Source organism: Micromonospora sp. NPDC050686, from assembly GCF_040654475.1.
Lineage (GTDB): Bacteria > Actinomycetota > Actinomycetes > Mycobacteriales > Micromonosporaceae > Micromonospora.
This window is the reverse complement of record NZ_JBFAID010000006.1, coordinates 159,915-175,469: the sequence shown is the minus strand read 5'-3', so window position 1 is coordinate 175,469 and position 15,555 is coordinate 159,915. Positions and strand designations below refer to the sequence as shown.

Annotated in this window: 16 protein-coding genes and 4 tRNA genes; 17 read left to right on the top strand and 3 right to left on the bottom strand. The window is 70.3% G+C overall.

From position 1 onward, the window contains the following. Positions 1-834: 834 nt before the first annotated feature. From AB0H57_RS08370 to AB0H57_RS08360, 3 genes are all read right to left on the bottom strand, one after another. Positions 835-1,251, bottom strand: coding sequence for a hypothetical protein (locus AB0H57_RS08370; protein ID WP_357503988.1), 417 nt, complete (start codon positions 1,249-1,251; stop codon positions 835-837). 125 nt (positions 1,252-1,376) lie between these two features. Continuing rightward, positions 1,377-2,753 carry a CoA transferase gene (locus tag AB0H57_RS08365; protein ID WP_357503986.1) on the bottom strand — a complete coding sequence of 459 codons (1,377 nt, stop codon included), beginning with the start codon at positions 2,751-2,753 and terminating at the stop codon, positions 1,377-1,379. 217 nt (positions 2,754-2,970) lie between these two features. Continuing rightward, positions 2,971-3,543, bottom strand: coding sequence for a GNAT family N-acetyltransferase (locus AB0H57_RS08360; RefSeq protein ID WP_357503984.1), 573 nt, complete (start codon positions 3,541-3,543; stop codon positions 2,971-2,973). A gap of 245 nt (positions 3,544-3,788) precedes the next feature. Here AB0H57_RS08360 and AB0H57_RS08355 point away from each other — a divergent pair, with 245 nt between their 5' ends. From AB0H57_RS08355 to rplJ, 17 genes are all read left to right on the top strand, one after another. Then, complete coding sequence (locus AB0H57_RS08355; protein ID WP_357503982.1) at positions 3,789-4,718, top strand: site-specific integrase; 930 nt, start codon at positions 3,789-3,791, stop codon at positions 4,716-4,718. Further along, positions 4,695-4,810 (top strand) — tRNA-OTHER (locus tag AB0H57_RS08350). Before AB0H57_RS08355 ends, AB0H57_RS08350 begins: the two co-directional genes overlap by 24 nt. A gap of 387 nt (positions 4,811-5,197) precedes the next feature. Next, entirely contained in the window at positions 5,198-5,413 is a 216-nt protein-coding gene (locus AB0H57_RS08345; RefSeq protein WP_357503980.1) for a hypothetical protein, read from the top strand. A 599-nt stretch (positions 5,414-6,012) separates the two neighbouring features. After that, positions 6,013-8,541 (top strand): bifunctional diguanylate cyclase/phosphodiesterase, encoded by a 2,529-nt coding sequence (locus tag AB0H57_RS08340; RefSeq protein WP_357503978.1) that lies wholly within the window; start codon positions 6,013-6,015, stop codon positions 8,539-8,541. Between the two features lie 97 nt (positions 8,542-8,638). Further along, positions 8,639-8,711, top strand: a tRNA-Thr gene (locus AB0H57_RS08335). Between the two features lie 25 nt (positions 8,712-8,736). After that, positions 8,737-8,809: transfer RNA gene (locus tag AB0H57_RS08330), tRNA-Met, on the top strand. A 133-nt stretch (positions 8,810-8,942) separates the two neighbouring features. Continuing rightward, positions 8,943-9,110, top strand: a complete 168-nt coding sequence (gene rpmG, locus AB0H57_RS08325) for a 50S ribosomal protein L33 (protein WP_013288652.1) — start codon at positions 8,943-8,945, stop codon at positions 9,108-9,110. Between the two features lie 125 nt (positions 9,111-9,235). Next, on the top strand, positions 9,236-9,682 hold the full coding sequence (locus AB0H57_RS08320; protein WP_357503976.1) for a MaoC family dehydratase N-terminal domain-containing protein: 447 nt from the start codon (positions 9,236-9,238) through the stop codon (positions 9,680-9,682). Between the two features lie 2 nt (positions 9,683-9,684). Then, complete coding sequence (locus AB0H57_RS08315; RefSeq protein ID WP_357503974.1) at positions 9,685-10,077, top strand: MaoC/PaaZ C-terminal domain-containing protein; 393 nt, start codon at positions 9,685-9,687, stop codon at positions 10,075-10,077. Positions 10,078-10,205: 128 nt separating this feature from the next. Then, positions 10,206-10,278 (top strand) — tRNA-Trp (locus tag AB0H57_RS08310). A 216-nt stretch (positions 10,279-10,494) separates the two neighbouring features. Then, positions 10,495-10,872 (top strand): preprotein translocase subunit SecE, encoded by a 378-nt coding sequence (gene secE / locus AB0H57_RS08305; RefSeq protein ID WP_357503972.1) that lies wholly within the window; start codon positions 10,495-10,497, stop codon positions 10,870-10,872. A 38-nt stretch (positions 10,873-10,910) separates the two neighbouring features. After that, the gene (gene nusG, locus AB0H57_RS08300; protein WP_357503970.1) at positions 10,911-11,630 is read left to right on the top strand and encodes a transcription termination/antitermination protein NusG; all 720 of its coding nucleotides are present in this window, start codon (positions 10,911-10,913) and stop codon (positions 11,628-11,630) included. Between the two features lie 186 nt (positions 11,631-11,816). Next, positions 11,817-12,248, top strand: a complete 432-nt coding sequence (gene rplK / locus AB0H57_RS08295) for a 50S ribosomal protein L11 (RefSeq protein WP_357503968.1) — start codon at positions 11,817-11,819, stop codon at positions 12,246-12,248. A gap of 83 nt (positions 12,249-12,331) precedes the next feature. Further along, positions 12,332-13,048 (top strand): 50S ribosomal protein L1, encoded by a 717-nt coding sequence (gene rplA / locus AB0H57_RS08290; RefSeq protein ID WP_357503966.1) that lies wholly within the window; start codon positions 12,332-12,334, stop codon positions 13,046-13,048. 80 nt (positions 13,049-13,128) lie between these two features. Further along, positions 13,129-13,977 carry an ATP-binding cassette domain-containing protein gene (locus AB0H57_RS08285; RefSeq protein ID WP_357503964.1) on the top strand — a complete coding sequence of 283 codons (849 nt, stop codon included), beginning with the start codon at positions 13,129-13,131 and terminating at the stop codon, positions 13,975-13,977. After that, positions 13,974-14,663 (top strand): hypothetical protein, encoded by a 690-nt coding sequence (locus tag AB0H57_RS08280; protein ID WP_357503962.1) that lies wholly within the window; start codon positions 13,974-13,976, stop codon positions 14,661-14,663. The genes AB0H57_RS08285 and AB0H57_RS08280 overlap by 4 nt, the downstream gene beginning before the upstream one ends. A 330-nt stretch (positions 14,664-14,993) precedes the next feature. Beyond that, positions 14,994-15,539, top strand: coding sequence for a 50S ribosomal protein L10 (gene rplJ / locus AB0H57_RS08275; protein WP_357503960.1), 546 nt, complete (start codon positions 14,994-14,996; stop codon positions 15,537-15,539). Positions 15,540-15,555: the final 16 nt, after the last annotated feature.

The window sequence follows — 15,555 nt, the reverse complement described above, 5'->3', positions numbered from 1 at the left end:
AAGTTATGTCCACAACGTACAGACGATCATGCGGTGGCCGCCTCGCGTCTACCCCGCTCCACCAGCGGCATCTCAAACGGCGGCTGCCGTACTAGAGCGTGCGCGCCGACCATGGTGGAAGCGCGTTCGGCGTTCCCAAGCGCCGTATTCAGAGCTCGTGCTAGATCGTCGCCGGGCCGTTAGAGAGGCATCGGCGAAGAAACGGCACGATTACAGGCTCGCTCTCCTGTCCGGAGGGGTTGGTGCAGTCCTGGGGGCCTTGGTCACCGCGCTCCTGTCGAACTGGGTGGGGAAGTAACAGGCGCCTGCGGGAGGATCTCCTCGTCGGGCAGTCGTAGACCGTCCAGCCTCCCCGGACGGGGACAAGGTGGAGCGCCCTACCGGACGAACGACCTTGGCCCCGTCCGGGGAGGCTGGTAGCCCTTGTGGTGCCCGATGAGGGGATCCGTGGCCGATCTCTGAGGAGGGCCGGGGTTCGGGGCAGAGCCCCGAGGTCTTCTGATCGTGCCGTCCCTCAGTGTGGCCGGCCGGCCCGGCCGATGCCGGCCGGAGGTCGCCAGCAGGCCGGGGCCGGGCCGGCGCGGCCCGCTTGCGGGCCGCCTTGATCTAATAGAGCGCAATTCGGCAATGTCATGCGGTGAGCTGCGTGTCGGCTCTCAGCTGATGCTTGGCACTCGCGTCTCACCTGATGCTTAACGTGCACACTGAGACGGGGCTGGAGCCGCTAACGGTCGGTGACGGTGGGCGCGCCCTCATCGCCAGATCAGTGCACCTGATCTTGGTTGGCGCGGGCCACAGGCCCGATGACCACGAGCACTGGGCCGTGAAGAAGGATCAGCCGTGTTCCCGTCCTGGTAGAGGATCACCGCGCAGGAACGCTTCGTACGCCTGATGGACGTCGTCATCGATCTCGGGCCGGATGTCGCTGTAGCGCGTGTCAGCGCGGTCGCGGTGTGGTCCGGAGAGCCAATACTCCTCTTCGGTATCGACGTCGTAGAAGTTGGCGTCAAACATGCCGCGCCCGCGTCGGAGCGTTTTGCCATGCCAGTAAGCCGTCTGCCAGCTCTTGCTGAACCGCACGTAGCTGATCCACGCCGGCCCTTTGTCGGTGTCGTAGCCCGTCTTCAGCTGAACGAACATCACCCGGTCCGCCACGGCGAACATGATGACATGACGCAGCTCCAATTGGCGGCGAGCCAGCGCACCGACATCGGCACGACCGCGCGCCGATCGTCGCCGCGCGTCCGTCACGCACCGTGACGTTCGGATCGCGGCAATAGCGGATGGTGTGACGCCGTTACTTCCGGTTCACTGTTCATCGTCGTCGCCGGACCTACGGCGTAGCTCGAGCCCCCTCACAGGGTTGCCGCGGGCGTTCAGCTCCAATCGGGCGGCGCTTGAGCGTAGGCGGGTGGTAGGTGAGGCCAGCTCAGCGGGCGGCCGTCGAGTTGACCTGGTGGGCTGATCGCGCTCCACCCGTTTCCGAGTGCTGTTCGGTAGGTGTCGGCATGACGCTTCGGGTCACCGCCCGCGCTCTGCCTGGCTGGCATGATGCCTTGATCGAGCAGCCATCGTGCCGTCCTGGCGAGGGATACAGAGACATGGGTGGCGTCGCCGGTGCGGGCGCGTCGACCCAGTGCGGCCAGTGCACCAGCAGCGATGAGGTAGCCGGTGGCGTGGTCGAGCAGCTGGCAGGGCAGCGCGCCGGGTTGGATGCCATCCGTGCTTGTGGCCCAGCCGATGCCGGTGGCGATTTGCACCAGGCTGTCGAAACCGCGCCGTGTCCCCCAGGTTCCGGCTGTTCCCCAAGCCGAAAGCGTGACGACGATGGTGCCGGGGTGCTGGTCCGCAACTTGGTCAGGGTCCAGACCGAGACGGCGCAACGCTCCGGGCCGGTAGCCGGTCACGAGAACGTCGGCTTGGTCGAGTAGGCGATGCAGAGCTTGACGGCCGTTCTCCGTGCTGGCATCCAGGCTTGTGCTTGCCTTACCGATCACTCCATCGACGGCATGCAGCGCCAACTCCGGGCGATGCGGATCATCGACTCGTAGCACGTCGGCACCGAGCGCGCCCAGCATCCGCGTACCAACAGGGCCGGCGATGACCCGTGTCAAATCAAGCACCTTCACCCCCGACGCCGGAAGCTGGCCCGGTTCGGCTAGCGGCAGCGACCCACGGCTGAGCGGCACCATGCCCACGAGCGGCGACGTCCCCATCGCGCTGGATTGACCGTCTGCTTGCCACTGGGCCTGCGTACGAGCCGCCACGGCCAACCCTCCCGCGGCGTACACAACACGCTCAACCTCCAACGCCGGCCGCGCGACAATGGCGTCAGCCAACTGCGCCTGAACCTCGGCGTCACAACCGTCGTTCACACCGAGGGACGCCAGCAGAGCCGTCCGATGCCACGGGTAGTTCGCATGTGTACGCACCCAACCGTCTGCAGCCCGCCACAATCGGGACAGTGGAGCGAAGCCGTCGATCCCCCGCCCGTCTGCGTCGCGAAGCCAAACCTCGCTGCGCATCGCCGCCGCCACATGCGCCCTGTCGAGTGCGATATCAGGCCGGCGACCGGTGCGCGCAGAAGCCAGATCAGCGGCAGCCGTGAGACAGGCGGCCACGGACCCGATTGCGCATTCGGCGACTGCGAGCGGTGACGCCAGCACCGCCGGCTGTGGATCTCCGGCCAGCCGGGGCCCGGCGATATCCATCAACCCGAGGTCTGCCAGTACGCCGTCCAACAGAGTCACCATGCAGACATCCTTCCCGACTCTTGCTGACCCGGATTGACCCACTGGGGGTGCCGTTGCTCACCCGCCGGGCGGGGCCAGGAGGAACGCCCTTCCAGAGTCGTCGGGAGCGTCGCGACGAACGTCCTCATCGCGGCATGAGAGTGCCCGGTGCCGGCCCCTCGACGCAGCGAAGCGAAGCACCCGGATGCCGGGCGGCGTCGCGCGAGGGAGCGAGGGCTCAGCGGGCGGGCACCGGCTCGGCCGACGGCCGCCACTCTCGCCTGAGCAGCCCGTAGACCCACGAGTCAGAGACCTCGCCGTTCACGACGCAGTCTTCCCGCAACGTCCCTTCACGCACAAACCCGAGCTTCTCCAACACGCGGGCAGATGCCACGTTGCGTGTATCGGCCTCAGCCTGGACGCGATTCAGGTCCAGCGTGTCGAATGCCCACCGCAGCAAAGCGCGCGCCGCCTCCGTCGCGTAACCGTGGCCCCACGCCGCATCGTCGAAGCAGTAGCCCAGCGACGCGCTGCGGTAGTCCGGATTCCACCGGTTCAGGCTGCACCAGCCGATGAACGCCCCGTCGGAGACACGATCCACGGCCAGCCGCGCCCCGGTGCCCCCCTCTGCCATCTGCCGGCAAGCCGTGATGAACCGCTCAGCGCGCCCGCGCTCGTTCCACGGTGGCGAGTCCCAGTAGCGCAGCACGTACGCGTTGCTGTGCAGCGCAAAGAGGTCGTTCGCATCCGCGTCGTCGAAGGGACGCAGTGTAAGGCGAGTGGTGTGCAGCGTGGGGGTGGGCAGCGACATGGGCGTCATGTTCCCTCCCGTGATTGGTGGCCGATCAACCAGACATTAGGTGCCGGCCACTCGCAATGGATTTTCGCGGCGGGCGGGCGGAACGACGTGCTCGCTCATCGGCATGTGAGTGCGCCGCCACGGGTGCCTGGGCATCACCGACTGTAACCGGGATGACCGAGCAGCCAAGGCCGGCTGTCGCGCATGTGCTGGCACCGATCTGTCGAGCATGTGGTGGGACTAGCTAGACACACGCGGTGAGCTGCGTCAAGGTGCTCGTGTATTTGACGGGCGGCGTCGGTGGGTCTGGTGGTCCCGGTGTCGGCAACGTGATGATCTCCGCTGTCCTGCCGATGACCGTGGGCCGCTGGGTAGCCGATCTGACCAACCGTGTCGGCCCGTCGCAGGTCCGGCAGGCGTACCGGCTGCTGTCGCAGATCATGGCCTCGGCCGTCGACAACGGGCTGATCCCGGTGACCCCGTGCCGGGGCGTCAAGCTGCCTCGCCTACCTGAGCTGAACCCGACCATCCTCACCGCCGAGCACGTTGACCGGCTCGTGGCCGAGCTCTCCCCGCCGGATGACCTCCTGGTCCTGGTCCTCGCCTACGGCGGGCTGCGCATCGGGGAAGCGCTGTGCCTGCGGCGGCGGCACGTCGACGTGACGGATGGCCGGATGACCGTTGCCGAGTCGGTCGCCCAGCTCCCCGGCGGCCCGGTCATCGACACCCCGAAGAGTCACCAGCGCCGGGAACTCGCCCTGCCAGCCTTCGTGGTCGACCGGCTCCGCCAGCACCTCGCCGAGCTGCCCGAGGACCCGGACGCCTTCCTCTTCCCCGGCCGGCAGCAGCGGACCGCCGGACGCCCGCAGAGCTACAACGGCTGGAAGTACCGCTTTGACCGGGCGGTCGAGCGGGCCGGCCTGACCGACCTGATCCCGCACGACCTTCGGGCAACGCATGGAAGCTGGGTGGCTGATTCTCATGGCGTCCTGGTCGCCGCCCGCCGGCTGAGTCGCTCCAACGCCAGCGTCACGACTCGCCACTACGCCCGAGCAGTCGACGGCCGGGATGCCGAGGTGGCCGCCTTCCTCGACCGGGCACGGAAGGCCAAAGATCATTCCGGAGGGGCACGCAACGGGCACGCGGGGGAGTCCGGGACGGCCGGCGGGAGAGAAAAGCGCCCCTGACCTGCCAGACTTTCATCGATGACCTTGATAACGGCCTAAACTGTAAATCCGTCGCGAAAGCTTCAGAGGTTCGAATCCTCTACCCGCCACCAGGTGCGAGAACGGCCCCTGACCAGCAGAGATGCTGATCGGGGGCCGTTGTCGTCGCCAATCGCTGTTGACCGCCGCGCCGCTGCCCTGACGGACGACGTGCGGATGCTCGTCGGGAGCCAGGATGCGCGAGGCCACCGGCGACTCGGAACCGGCCACGGTAGCGGTCGGCGGGTTGCCTCCGGGCGTACGCCGATCAACCCCCGCCCGGCCGGCGTCGTACCGGCGAGTATGAGCGCCTCGATCGTGGCCGCGCTGGTACTGCTCGCGGTGGCCCTCGCCGACGCCCAGCACGCCGCCGGCCGTCCTCCCGAGGCGCCCTCCCCGGCACACCAGGACTGCGGAGGGCCGGGCAGCGACGAAGCCCGATAGCCGGGTACGGTCCGCCGGTGAACTCCGTTTCGAGGCGTGCCGCCACGGTCCGCCTGCTCGGCGCCATGGCGCTGCTCGCCGGGTTCCTGGTGGCCGCCCTCACCCTGGGTAGTGATTCCGGGGCGACCGAGCCGTACGTGCTCGCGGCCCTGCTGGTGGCCGCGGGGGTCGGGTTCCGCATCGAGGCTGCGATCACCGATTCCCGGTCTGGCGGCCAACCGCCGGACCGCTGACGAAGCCCGTCCGGTTGGCGACACAGCATCGCAAATGGACAGATCGGCGGGTACGGTCGGTCGGAATTCGCCGTCCTGGTGGCGAACTGGCCGAGCGGCCGGTGCCGGTCGGGCGAGGCGGGTCTTTGCGGCAGGTTGTCGGTATTCCGCCGATAGTGCTTATGGTCTGTGTGATCACCAGGCGAACCGGGGTGTGACGGGGCGGCGGGTGCGGTATCACCTCGCCGGCCAGCCAGCCAGCCCCCGGGACGTTCGGTCGGACTTGCTGGTACCGAGGTGGAGCCGGGCCCGCGAGGACTTTGTTGCCCCTGCGGGTTGTGGCACCATCGTGGAATCTCCACGCTCTTCACCCCTGTCGACAGGAGTACCAAGATGTCTGGTCACAAGTTTGGCCGGCTGGTCGGAAGGACGCTCGCACTCGTCGCAGCCGCCGTGTTGGCCCTCGGTGCCGCCGGTGTGCTCGGCGAGGGCGACTTCCAAGCCAACGGCGTCGAGTGGGGCGCCCCCGCAACTGACACGATCAACTCCACGCCGACCCAGGCATCCCTCGTTCACGCTCGGTGAGCGGTGCCGGACGGCACCAGCTCTGATGGGTCGTCATGGTTGCTTCTAAGGCCAGGCAACGTCTCTCCAACGAGCACGCCTGGCTGATCACTGGTCCGCTGGCCGGCTTCGCGCTGGTCAGCGCTATTTTCCTAGCTCTCGGCACCCGCACGAACTTCGGTGACTGGCCCGTCGCGCTGCTGTTGCTCGCCGTCACGGTGATCGCGGGCATTCCGACGCTGAGCTTCGTGGTGCGACGGCAGGCCGTCGTCGTGACCCTGACCGAGATCCCGCTCGTCCTCTCGCTCTACCGGTTGTCGCCTTTGCTCGTGGTGCTGGTGGCCACCACCGCCGCATTGATCACCCAGGTGCACCGCCGGTACGCGTCCCCGAAGCGTTGGTTCAACGTCGCCAAGAGCGCCGCCGACGTCTCGGTCGCGGCGTTTGTGGTGGTCGCCCTGTCGGCGATCTCCGGCGTCGGCCCCGCGACCTGGGGGGTGCTCTCCGCCGCCGTCGCCGCCCACACCGTGATGGGTCTCGTCGCCGTGGTCGGGGTGATCACCCTGCTTCAGGGCTGGCAGGGCGGTCGGGAGACAGCCCGGACGGCGCTGCAGGTTCTCCTGACCGCGGTGGTGAACGTGACCATCGGGCTGGTCATTCTCATCGCCCTCGCCACCACGCCCTGGTCGGCGATACTGCTGCTCGCGTTGACCCTCGCCGGGGTCATGCTCTACCGCTCCTACGCCCAGTTTCTCCGTCAGCACCGCACCCTCGGCGACATGTACGAGCTGACCCGGGTGATGGGGGAGGGCGGCGACGAGGGGCACCTGGCCGACATCCTGTTGGGCCGGATCCGCGCCCTGATGCAGGCGGAGTACGCGACGCTCTGGCTACCCGCCCAGGGCCGCCATCCCGAGGTGCTGCTCACCGCCCGGCTCGACGACAAGGGCCTGCTCGACGTCGCGGTCACCCCTGCCGAGCTGCGCGAACAGGCGCGGGAGCGGGGGCGGCTGGTCGCGGTGGGCCGCGCGTTCGGCGACGCCCCGGAGTTCCGCGGGGAGCTGGGCCGGGGGCACGTCAAGGATCTGATCATCGTGCCGCTGCGCTCCGGGCCGGTGGTGATCGGCACCCTGGAGGTGGTCAACCGGCTCAGCGACGTCGGTCGCTTCACCCCGGCCGACCTGCCGGTCTTCGAGACGGTCGCGGCGCACGCCGCGGTGGCCCTGGAGAATTCCCGGCTGGTCGACCGGTTGCGGCACGACGCGTACCACGACGGGCTCACCAAGCTGCCCAACCGGCGCCGGATCACCGGCGCGCTGGCGGAGGCGGTGAAGATCCGGGCCCCCGGCGAGGTGGTCGCGGTCCTGCTCTTCGACGTGGACGAGCTGCGGCAGGTCAACGAGTCGCTGGGCCACGCCGCCGGCGACAAGGTCCTCGCCGAGATGGCGGCGCGGCTACGCGCCAGCGCGCCCTCCTCGGCGCTGGTGGGCCGTACCGGTGGCGACGAGTTCCTGGTCACCCTGCGGCTGGAGAGCGCGGAGGCGGCCCTGGAGCTCGCCGGGCAGTTGCGTGGCCAGATCCGCGGCGAGATGGCCTTCGACGCGATCACCCTCGACGTGGACACCGCGGTCGGGGTGGTCGTACACCCGGATCACGGCAGCGATGCCGCGACCCTGCTGCAACGGGTCGACCTGGCCGCGAACGCGGCCAAGTCGGTGCCCGGCAGCGTCCAGCTGTTCAACCCGGCGCTGGAGTCGCGGTCGCTGCGCCGCCTCGGCCTCGCCGGCGACCTGCGCCGGGCGCTGGACGAGGGGAAGTTGCAGGTCTACTTCCAGCCCAAGGTGACGCTGCGCGACCGCCGGCTGGTCGGCGTCGAGTGCCTGGCCCGGTGGGAGCATCCGACGCACGGCGTGGTCGCGCCGGAGGACTTCGTCGCGGTGGCCGAGCACACTGGGCAGCTCGGCCGGCTCACCGACGTGGTGCTCCGGGAGGGGCTGCGGCGCAGTCGGGAGTGGGAGTCCGCCGAGCAGCCGCTGTCCGTCGCGGTCAACCTCTCCGCCCGTACGCTCACCGACCGGGACTTCCCGGACCGGGTCCGCGAGCTGCTCACCGAGTACGCGGTGCCACCCCAGCGGCTCACCTTCGAGATCCGGGAGGCCGGGGTGCTGGACGGCACCGACCGACCGATCCCGACCCTGCGGCGGCTGCGCGACCTGGGCGTACGCCTCTCCGTGGACGACTTCGGCACCGGCTCCTCCTCGCTGGCCTACCTGCGCCGGCTGCCGGTGCACGAGGTGAAGGTCGACCGGTCCTTCGTGCAGGGGATGGCGACCGACCCGGGGGACCTGGCGATCGTCAACGCGGTGGTGACGCTCTCCCAGCAGTTCGGCCTGGCGGTGGTCGCCGAGGGGGTGGAGAGCGAGTTGACGCTGGAGCTGCTCCAGGACATCGGGTGCGAGATCGGGCAGGGTTTCCTGTTCAGCCGCCCGCTGCCGTACGAGCGGCTGGAGGCCTGGTTCCGCGCCCAGGTGGACCCGGAATCGGTCGCCGCCGGCGAGCTTCCCCGGCTGCGCGTGGTGCCCTGAGCTGCCCGGACGCGGTGCGGGGGGATCCGATTTCACCTGCCGCGGGCCGGTCGTGTACTGTTCTTCCTGCGCGACACCCCACGGGGTGATCGAGCAGGCCCCCTTAGCTCAGTCGGCAGAGCGTCTCCATGGTAAGGAGAAGGTCTACGGTTCGATTCCGTAAGGGGGCTCAGAGGGTCCGGCTGGACCCGCCACGGCGGTGTAGCTCAGATGGCAGAGCAAGCGGCTCATAATCGCTGTGTCGCCGGTTCAAGTCCGGCCACCGCTACTCTCGTCCTCCGGGCTTACTCCCGGTGGTCGGTGGGACGGGCGCCACAGGCGCCCACTTTGCATGTCTGCGACGTCAGCGCGTAGGCTGACGCGCCGTAGTTGTTACCCGTTCGCGAGGAAGGCACTCCGCCGTGGCTAAGGCGACCGATGTCCGGCCGAAGATCACTTTGGCGTGTGTGGAGTGCAAGGAGCGCAACTACATCACGCGCAAGAACCGTCGTAACGACCCGGACCGCATCGAGCTGAAGAAGTTCTGCCCCCGGGACGGCAAGCACACGGTCCACCGCGAGACCCGCTGACCCTTGGCCGGCCCTGCCGGCCCGGTCACCAGCAGCATCCGATCGCCGATCCGCGTGGCCGGCGGCCCTCCGGGGCCGACCGCCCGCACGGATCGGCGATCGTTTTTGCGTGTAGGTTCGGCGGCATGTCCCTGGACCCGTCCTTCGTCGGCCGGAGCTATCCGCCGACCGCCCCCTATCAGGTGGGCCGAGAAAAGATCCGCGAGTTCGCCACCGCGATCGGCGCCACCGACGCGGCGTACCACGACCCGGACGCGGCCCGCGCGCTCGGGCACCCGGACGTGGTCGCCCCGCCGACCTTCCCCCAGGTGCTCACCATGGCCGCGACCGCCCAGATCGTCGAGGACCCGGCGCTCGGCGTGGACTACCGCCGCGTCGTGCACGGCGACCAGCGTTTCGCGTACACCCGCCCGGTGGTGGCCGGGGACGAGCTGGTCTGCGTGAGCACCATCGACGAGATCACCACCCGGGGCGGGCACGGCTTCCTGACCACCCGCACCGAGGTCGCCACGGCCGACGGCGAGCCGGTGGTCACCGTCTGGTCCAAGATCGTCGTACGCGGGGAGGCGTGAGAGTGGAACTGCCCACCCAGACGTTCCGGGTGACCCGTGCGGACCTGGTCCGCTACGCGGGCGCCTCGGGCGACTTCAACCCCATCCACTGGAGCGACCGGACGGCCGTCGCGGTCGGCCTGCCCGGCGTCATCGCCCACGGCATGTTCACCATGGCCCTGGTGGGCCGCGCGGTCACCGGATGGGCCGGCGCCCCTGACGCGGTGGTCGACTACAACGTGCGGTTCGCCCGGCCGGTGGTCGTCCCGGACACCGACGAGGGCACCGAGATCGCGGTCTCCGCAGTGGTCCGCGAGGTCACCGAGGAGGGCCTGACCAGGTTCGACGTCACCGCGACCTGCCAGGGGGAGAAGGTCCTGTCGCAGGCTCGGGCGACGGTCCGGGCGGCCCGCTGACGGGCGTCGCGACGCGCGAGGGGTGGACCGGTTGGGAAAGTCGCACGACTACCCGTACACTGGTCCGCCGTGGGGCAAGTGACCCCTGCGCGGTCGATCGTGGCCGGGTGGGGGGAAAGTTGCCGCACAGGGGTGTAGCTCAATTGGCAGAGCAGCGGTCTCCAAAACCGCAGGCTGCAGGTTCAAGTCCTGTCACCCCTGCGCCTCAGGCCTGACCGTTCCCGTGGGTCGCGCCGCCGTCCTGGCGGCGCTCGGCCCGTGGTGGTGGCATCGGCGGGGTGGTATCCGAGGCGTTCGGGTTCCCTCCGGTCGATCCGCCGGCCGCGGCCCGTCGCGGGACGGTTGGTCCGGCCGGCGTGACCAACGCCGCGTACGCCGCACCGGCGTGCGACCCGAGATCCCGCTACGGAGGGCGAAGTGGCCGACAACAAGCGGCGCGGCGAGGACGCCGGCGACGAGCGCGACGAGGTCGTCGACGACGTGGCCGACGACGAGGCCGCCGTTGACGAGCCGGTCTCGCGGGGTGGTACGGCAACCCGGGAGCGCACCAAGGCGGAGTCGGCCGAGCGCAAGACCCGCAAGGACGGCGAGCGGATCGGGCTCTTCGCCCGCATCGCGCGGTTCTTCCGCGAGGTCGTGGCCGAACTGCGTAAGGTCATCTGGCCGACCCGCAAGGAGCTGTTGACCTACACCGCCGTGGTGGTCACGTTCGTCGCGGTGGTGCTGACGATCGTGGGCCTCCTCGACTTCGCGTTCGCGAAGGGCGTGCTGTGGGTCTTCGGCAACCCCAGCTGACCGGCCGACTGTGCCGATAGTGACGGAAGTGAGCGAGCGTGCCTGAGTACGACGAGACCGCCGAGACCCCGGACGAGCAGTCCACGGTGGCGACGGCGGCTGGTGACGAGTCGGTCGAGGCCGCCAGCGAAACCGAGTTCCCGGCCACCGAGCCGGTGGACGAGGAGTTCGACCCGGTCGCCGAGCTGCGCCAGAAGCTGCGCTACGCGCCCGGCGACTGGTACGTGGTGCACTCGTACGCCGGCTACGAGAACAAGGTGAAGACCAACCTCGAGACCCGGATCACCTCCCTGGACATGGAGGAGTTCATCTACCAGGTCGAGGTGCCGACCCGGGAAGAGGTCGAGGTCAAGAACGGCAAGCGCTCCCAGGTGCAGGCCAAGGTCTTCCCCGGTTACATCCTGGTCCGGATGGAGCTGACCGCGGAGTCCTACTCCTGCGTGCGGAACACCCCGGGCGTGACCGGGTTCGTCGGGGCGACCGACCGGGCCGACCGCCCGGCGCCGCTGAGCCTCGACGAGGTGCTGAAGTGGCTGGCTCCGGCGGTCGAGACCGAGCAGAAGAAGGCGAAGCCCGAGGTCAAGGTCCTCGACTTCGAGGTCGGCGACTCCGTCACCGTCACCGACGGCGCGTTCGCCTCGCTGCCCGCGACGATCAGCGAGATCAACGCCGACCAGCAGAAGCTGAAGGTGCTGGTGTCGATCTTCGGCCGGGAGACCCCGGTCGAGCTGAACTTCAACCAGGTCACCAAGATCTGACGTACCGGTCGCCGGCGGTGGGCCAGCCCGTCGCCGGCGTACCTGGTTCCGCCCCCGCGCTCGCCGGGCCTCGGCGGCTGGGGTGGTGGAGCGTTGCGCTACCCTAGAACGTCGCCGTGTCGCACCGCGCTGACCGTGCGCGCCCGCGGCCGGTGATTCACCCGGTTCCAAGCCCCAGGAAGAGACATGCCTCCGAAGAAGAAGCTCGTCAAGACGTTCACGCTTCAGCTGAAGGCGGGCCAGGCCACCCCGGCTCCGCCGGTCGGTCCGGCGCTCGGTCAGCACGGCGTCAACATCATGGAGTTCTGCAAGTCGTACAACGCGCAGACCGAGTCGCAGCGGGGCGACATCGTCCCCGCCGAGATCAGCGTGTACGAGGACCGGTCCTTCACCTTCGTCCTGAAGACGCCGCCGGCCGCCCGGCTGCTGCTGAAGGCCGCCGGCGTCGACAAGGGCTCCGGCGTGCCCCAGTCGAACAAGGTGGGCACCGTGTCGCAGGCCCAGGTGCGGGAGATCGCCGAGAAGAAGATGGTCGACCTCAACGCCAACGACGTCGACCAGGCTGCGAAGATCATCGCCGGCACCGCCCGGTCGATGGGCATCGTCGTCGGCGACTGACGTCGGTCCGTACGTTCCCGATCAGTTCGTGGGAGGGCGCGCGGTGACCGCGGCCCGCCAGCAACCACAGGAGTAGTTGAGAAATGCAGCGCAGCAAGAGCTACCGCAAGGCAGCCGACGTCATCGACCGGTCCAAGCTCTACAGCCCCGCCGAGGCCGTCAAGCTGGCCAAGGACACCACCAACGTCAAGTTCGACGCCACGGTCGAGGTCGCGATGCGCCTCGGCGTCGACCCCCGCAAGGCGGACCAGATGGTCCGCGGCACGGTCAACCTGCCGCACGGCACCGGTAAGACCGCCCGCGTGATCGTCTTCGCCGCCGGCGCGAAGGCCGAGGAGGCCGCCGCCGCCGGTGCCGACGAGGTGGGCACCGACGAGCTGGTCGCCCGGATCCAGGGTGGTTGGCTGGACTTCGACGCGGCGATCGCCACGCCGGACCAGATGGCCAAGATCGGCCGGATCGCGCGGATCCTGGGCCCGCGCGGCCTGATGCCGAACCCGAAGACCGGCACGGTGACCATGGACGTCACCAAGGCGGTCGCGGACATCAAGGGCGGCAAGATCACCTTCCGGGTGGACAAGCACTCCAACCTGCACCTGATCATCGGCAAGGCCTCGTTCTCCGAGTCCCAGCTGGTCGACAACTACGCCGCCGTGCTCGACGAGGTGCTCCGTGCCAAGCCGTCGGCGGCCAAGGGCACGTACCTGAAGAAGGTCACCCTGACCACCACCATGGGCCCGGGCGTTCCGGTCGACCCGAAGGTGGTCAAGAACCTGCAGGAGGCTCCGGCCGAGGCCTGAGCACCGCAGCGTCCGTAAGGGGCCCCGTCACGCCGTGGCGGGGCCCCTTCGCGTGCGGTGGTTGTGGCAAGCTGGCCCCCATGCGGCTGGAGGGCGTCTGGGCGCGGTACCGGCGACGCGGCCCATGGGTGCTGCGCGAGGTCGAGGTCGCACTCGCCCCGGGTGAGGCGGCCGTCGTGCTGGGCCGCAACGGGGCCGGCAAGTCCACGTTGCTCCAGCTCGCCGCCGGGGTGCTGCGCCCCGCGCGGGGCCGGGTGGTCGACCGGCCCGGCGCGGTGGGCTGGGTGCCGGAGCGCTTTCCGGCCGATCAGCCGTTCACCGTCGCGGCCTACCTCACCTCGATGGCCCGGGTCGCCGGGCTCGCCGCCGACGCCGCCGACCGGGCGGTGGCCCACTGGACCGACCGGCTGGGCCTGGCCCGGTTCGGCCCGGTCCGTTTGGCCCAGCTGTCCAAGGGCACCGCGCAGAAGGTCGGGCTGGCCCAGGCCATGCTCCGCCCGCCGGGCCTGCTGGTGCTCGACGAGCCCTGGGAGGGGCTGGACGCGGCCGCCCGCGAGCTGGTGCCCGAGCTGGTCGAGGAGGTGCTCGGCCGGGGCGGCTCGGTGCTGGTCAGCGACCATCGGGGCGAGACGGTCAGGCTGCCCGGCGCCCGGCTCTGGACGGTCGCCGACGGGACGGTGACCGAGACCACCCCGGCCGCCGGCCCGGCCATGTCGGTGGTCGAGCTGCTGGTGCCGGCCGACCGGGTCACCGGCACCGTCGCCCGGTTGCGCGCCGAGGGCCACCGGATCCTCCGGGTACGCGCCGACGCCGCCGGCCCGCCTGCGGCCGGCCCGTTCGACGCCGGCCCGCCTGCCGTCGGCCCGCCTGCCGTCGGCCCGCGCGGTGCCGAGGCCGGGGTGCGGACCGTCGCGGGGGAGGCGGGATGACCGCCCTGGTCCGGCAGCGGCTGGCCGGCTTCCTGCGTACCGGCCGGGCGCTCGCGCCGGTGCTGGCCGGCCTGCTGGCCCTCGGCGTCCTCTACGGCGGCGGCCGGGCCGAGCCGGCGGAGGCGTACGGCGTCTCCGCGGTGGTGCTCTTCCCGGTGCTGGCCTGGCAGACCAAGATCCTGCTGGATGTGGAGCCCGACGTGCAGCGCCGGCTGGCCGGGGTGCTGGTCGGCGCGGGCCGGGAACGGGCCGCCGGACTGCTCGCGGCGGTGGTGGCGGCGCTCGGCACGATGGCGGTGGCGCTGGTCTTCCCGTGGCTGGTCGGCGGCGTGACCGGGCCGGTGCATCCGGGTGACCGCACGGTGCTGGCCGGCCTGCTGCTCGGCGGCTGGGCGCACCTGCTCGCCGTGCCTCCGGCGGTGGCGCTCGGGGCCTTGGCCAGCCGGGCCTGCGTCGGCGGCGCCGGGTACGGCGTCGCGGTGCTCTCGCTGGGTGCGGTCGGCGGCCTGGTCCTCGGCCTGAGCGGGTCGGTCGTGCCGTGGCTGGCCCCGCCGCTGCTGCCGACCGCCCGCGCGCTGGCCGGGCCGGTGGCCGTCGGTCCCGGCCTGGGGCTGACCGCCTGGGCGCTGGTCTGGGCCGCCCTGGTGGTGGCGGGGTACGCCTGGCGCCGCCGGTTCCGGGCCTGACCGCGCGCCGGGCAGTGACGCGGAGCACCGCCGCCCGGATTTGGCCGATCCGGCGGGTGTCGCGTACGCTTCACCTCGAAGTTCCACCCAGAGACCGCTGGTCACCGTGCCTCGGCACGGTCGAAGGTCCCGCGACAACGGGCGACCCGCGCAGGGCGGCAAGCGAAACTCGGCGGTGTTCCTCGTGGTCCGTTGACTGCGACGGCTACCGGTCGGCCCTCGCCCCGTGCGCCCTGCGCCGGGGCTTTTTCGTTGTCGTGTCGCCTCCGCCGCCGTCGCGAGCACCGCTCGTCGACGGCGACCAGCCTCGAGCAACGAGAGAGGAGGGACATGGCGGACAAGCCGATCCGGTCCGACAAGGCCACGGCCGTCGCTGAGCTGACCGAGAGCTTCCGTAACGCCGGTGCCACGGTGCTGACCGAGTACCGCGGTCTGACGGTTTCCCAGCTCACCCAGCTGCGGCGCTCGCTCGGCAAGGAGACCAGCTACACGGTCGCGAAGAACACGCTGGCGAAGCGTGCCGCGAGCGACGCGGGTATCTCCGGCCTCGACGAGCTGTTCACCGGTCCTACCGCGCTGACTTTCGTTTCGGGCGACGTCGTCGAGGCGGCGAAGGGGCTTCGCGACTTCGCGAAGGCCAACCCGAAGCTCGTCATCAAGGGCGGTGTCTTCGAGGGCAAGGCCATTTCCGCGGCCGAGGTCACGAAGCTCGCCGACCTGGAGTCCCGTGAGGTGCTGCTGGCCAAGCTGGCCGGCGCGATGAAGGGCAACCTGAGCAAGGCCGCGGCCCTGTTCCAGGCTCCGCTCTCCAAGACCGCCCGCCTGGCGGCCGCCCTGCAGGACAAGCGCGAGAAGGAGGGCGCCGAGGCGGCCTGAGGCCGTCGGCGGCGCA

Excerpts from the sequence above, each read along its gene's own strand:
- AB0H57_RS08365 (WP_357503986.1), bottom strand. The coding sequence starts at position 2,753 with ATGGTGACTCTGTTGGACGGCGTACTGGCAGACCTCGGGTTGATGGAT.
- AB0H57_RS08285 (WP_357503964.1), top strand. The coding sequence starts at position 13,129 with ATGCGGCTGGAGGGCGTCTGGGCGCGGTACCGGCGACGCGGCCCATGG.
- rplA (WP_357503966.1), top strand. The coding sequence starts at position 12,332 with ATGCAGCGCAGCAAGAGCTACCGCAAGGCAGCCGACGTCATCGACCGG.
- AB0H57_RS08280 (WP_357503962.1), top strand. The coding sequence starts at position 13,974 with ATGACCGCCCTGGTCCGGCAGCGGCTGGCCGGCTTCCTGCGTACCGGC.
- AB0H57_RS08360 (WP_357503984.1), bottom strand. The coding sequence starts at position 3,543 with ATGTCGCTGCCCACCCCCACGCTGCACACCACTCGCCTTACACTGCGT.
- AB0H57_RS08320 (WP_357503976.1), top strand. The coding sequence starts at position 9,236 with ATGTCCCTGGACCCGTCCTTCGTCGGCCGGAGCTATCCGCCGACCGCC.
- rplJ (WP_357503960.1), top strand. The coding sequence starts at position 14,994 with ATGGCGGACAAGCCGATCCGGTCCGACAAGGCCACGGCCGTCGCTGAG.
- rplK (WP_357503968.1), top strand. The coding sequence starts at position 11,817 with ATGCCTCCGAAGAAGAAGCTCGTCAAGACGTTCACGCTTCAGCTGAAG.
- AB0H57_RS08340 (WP_357503978.1), top strand. The coding sequence starts at position 6,013 with ATGGTTGCTTCTAAGGCCAGGCAACGTCTCTCCAACGAGCACGCCTGG.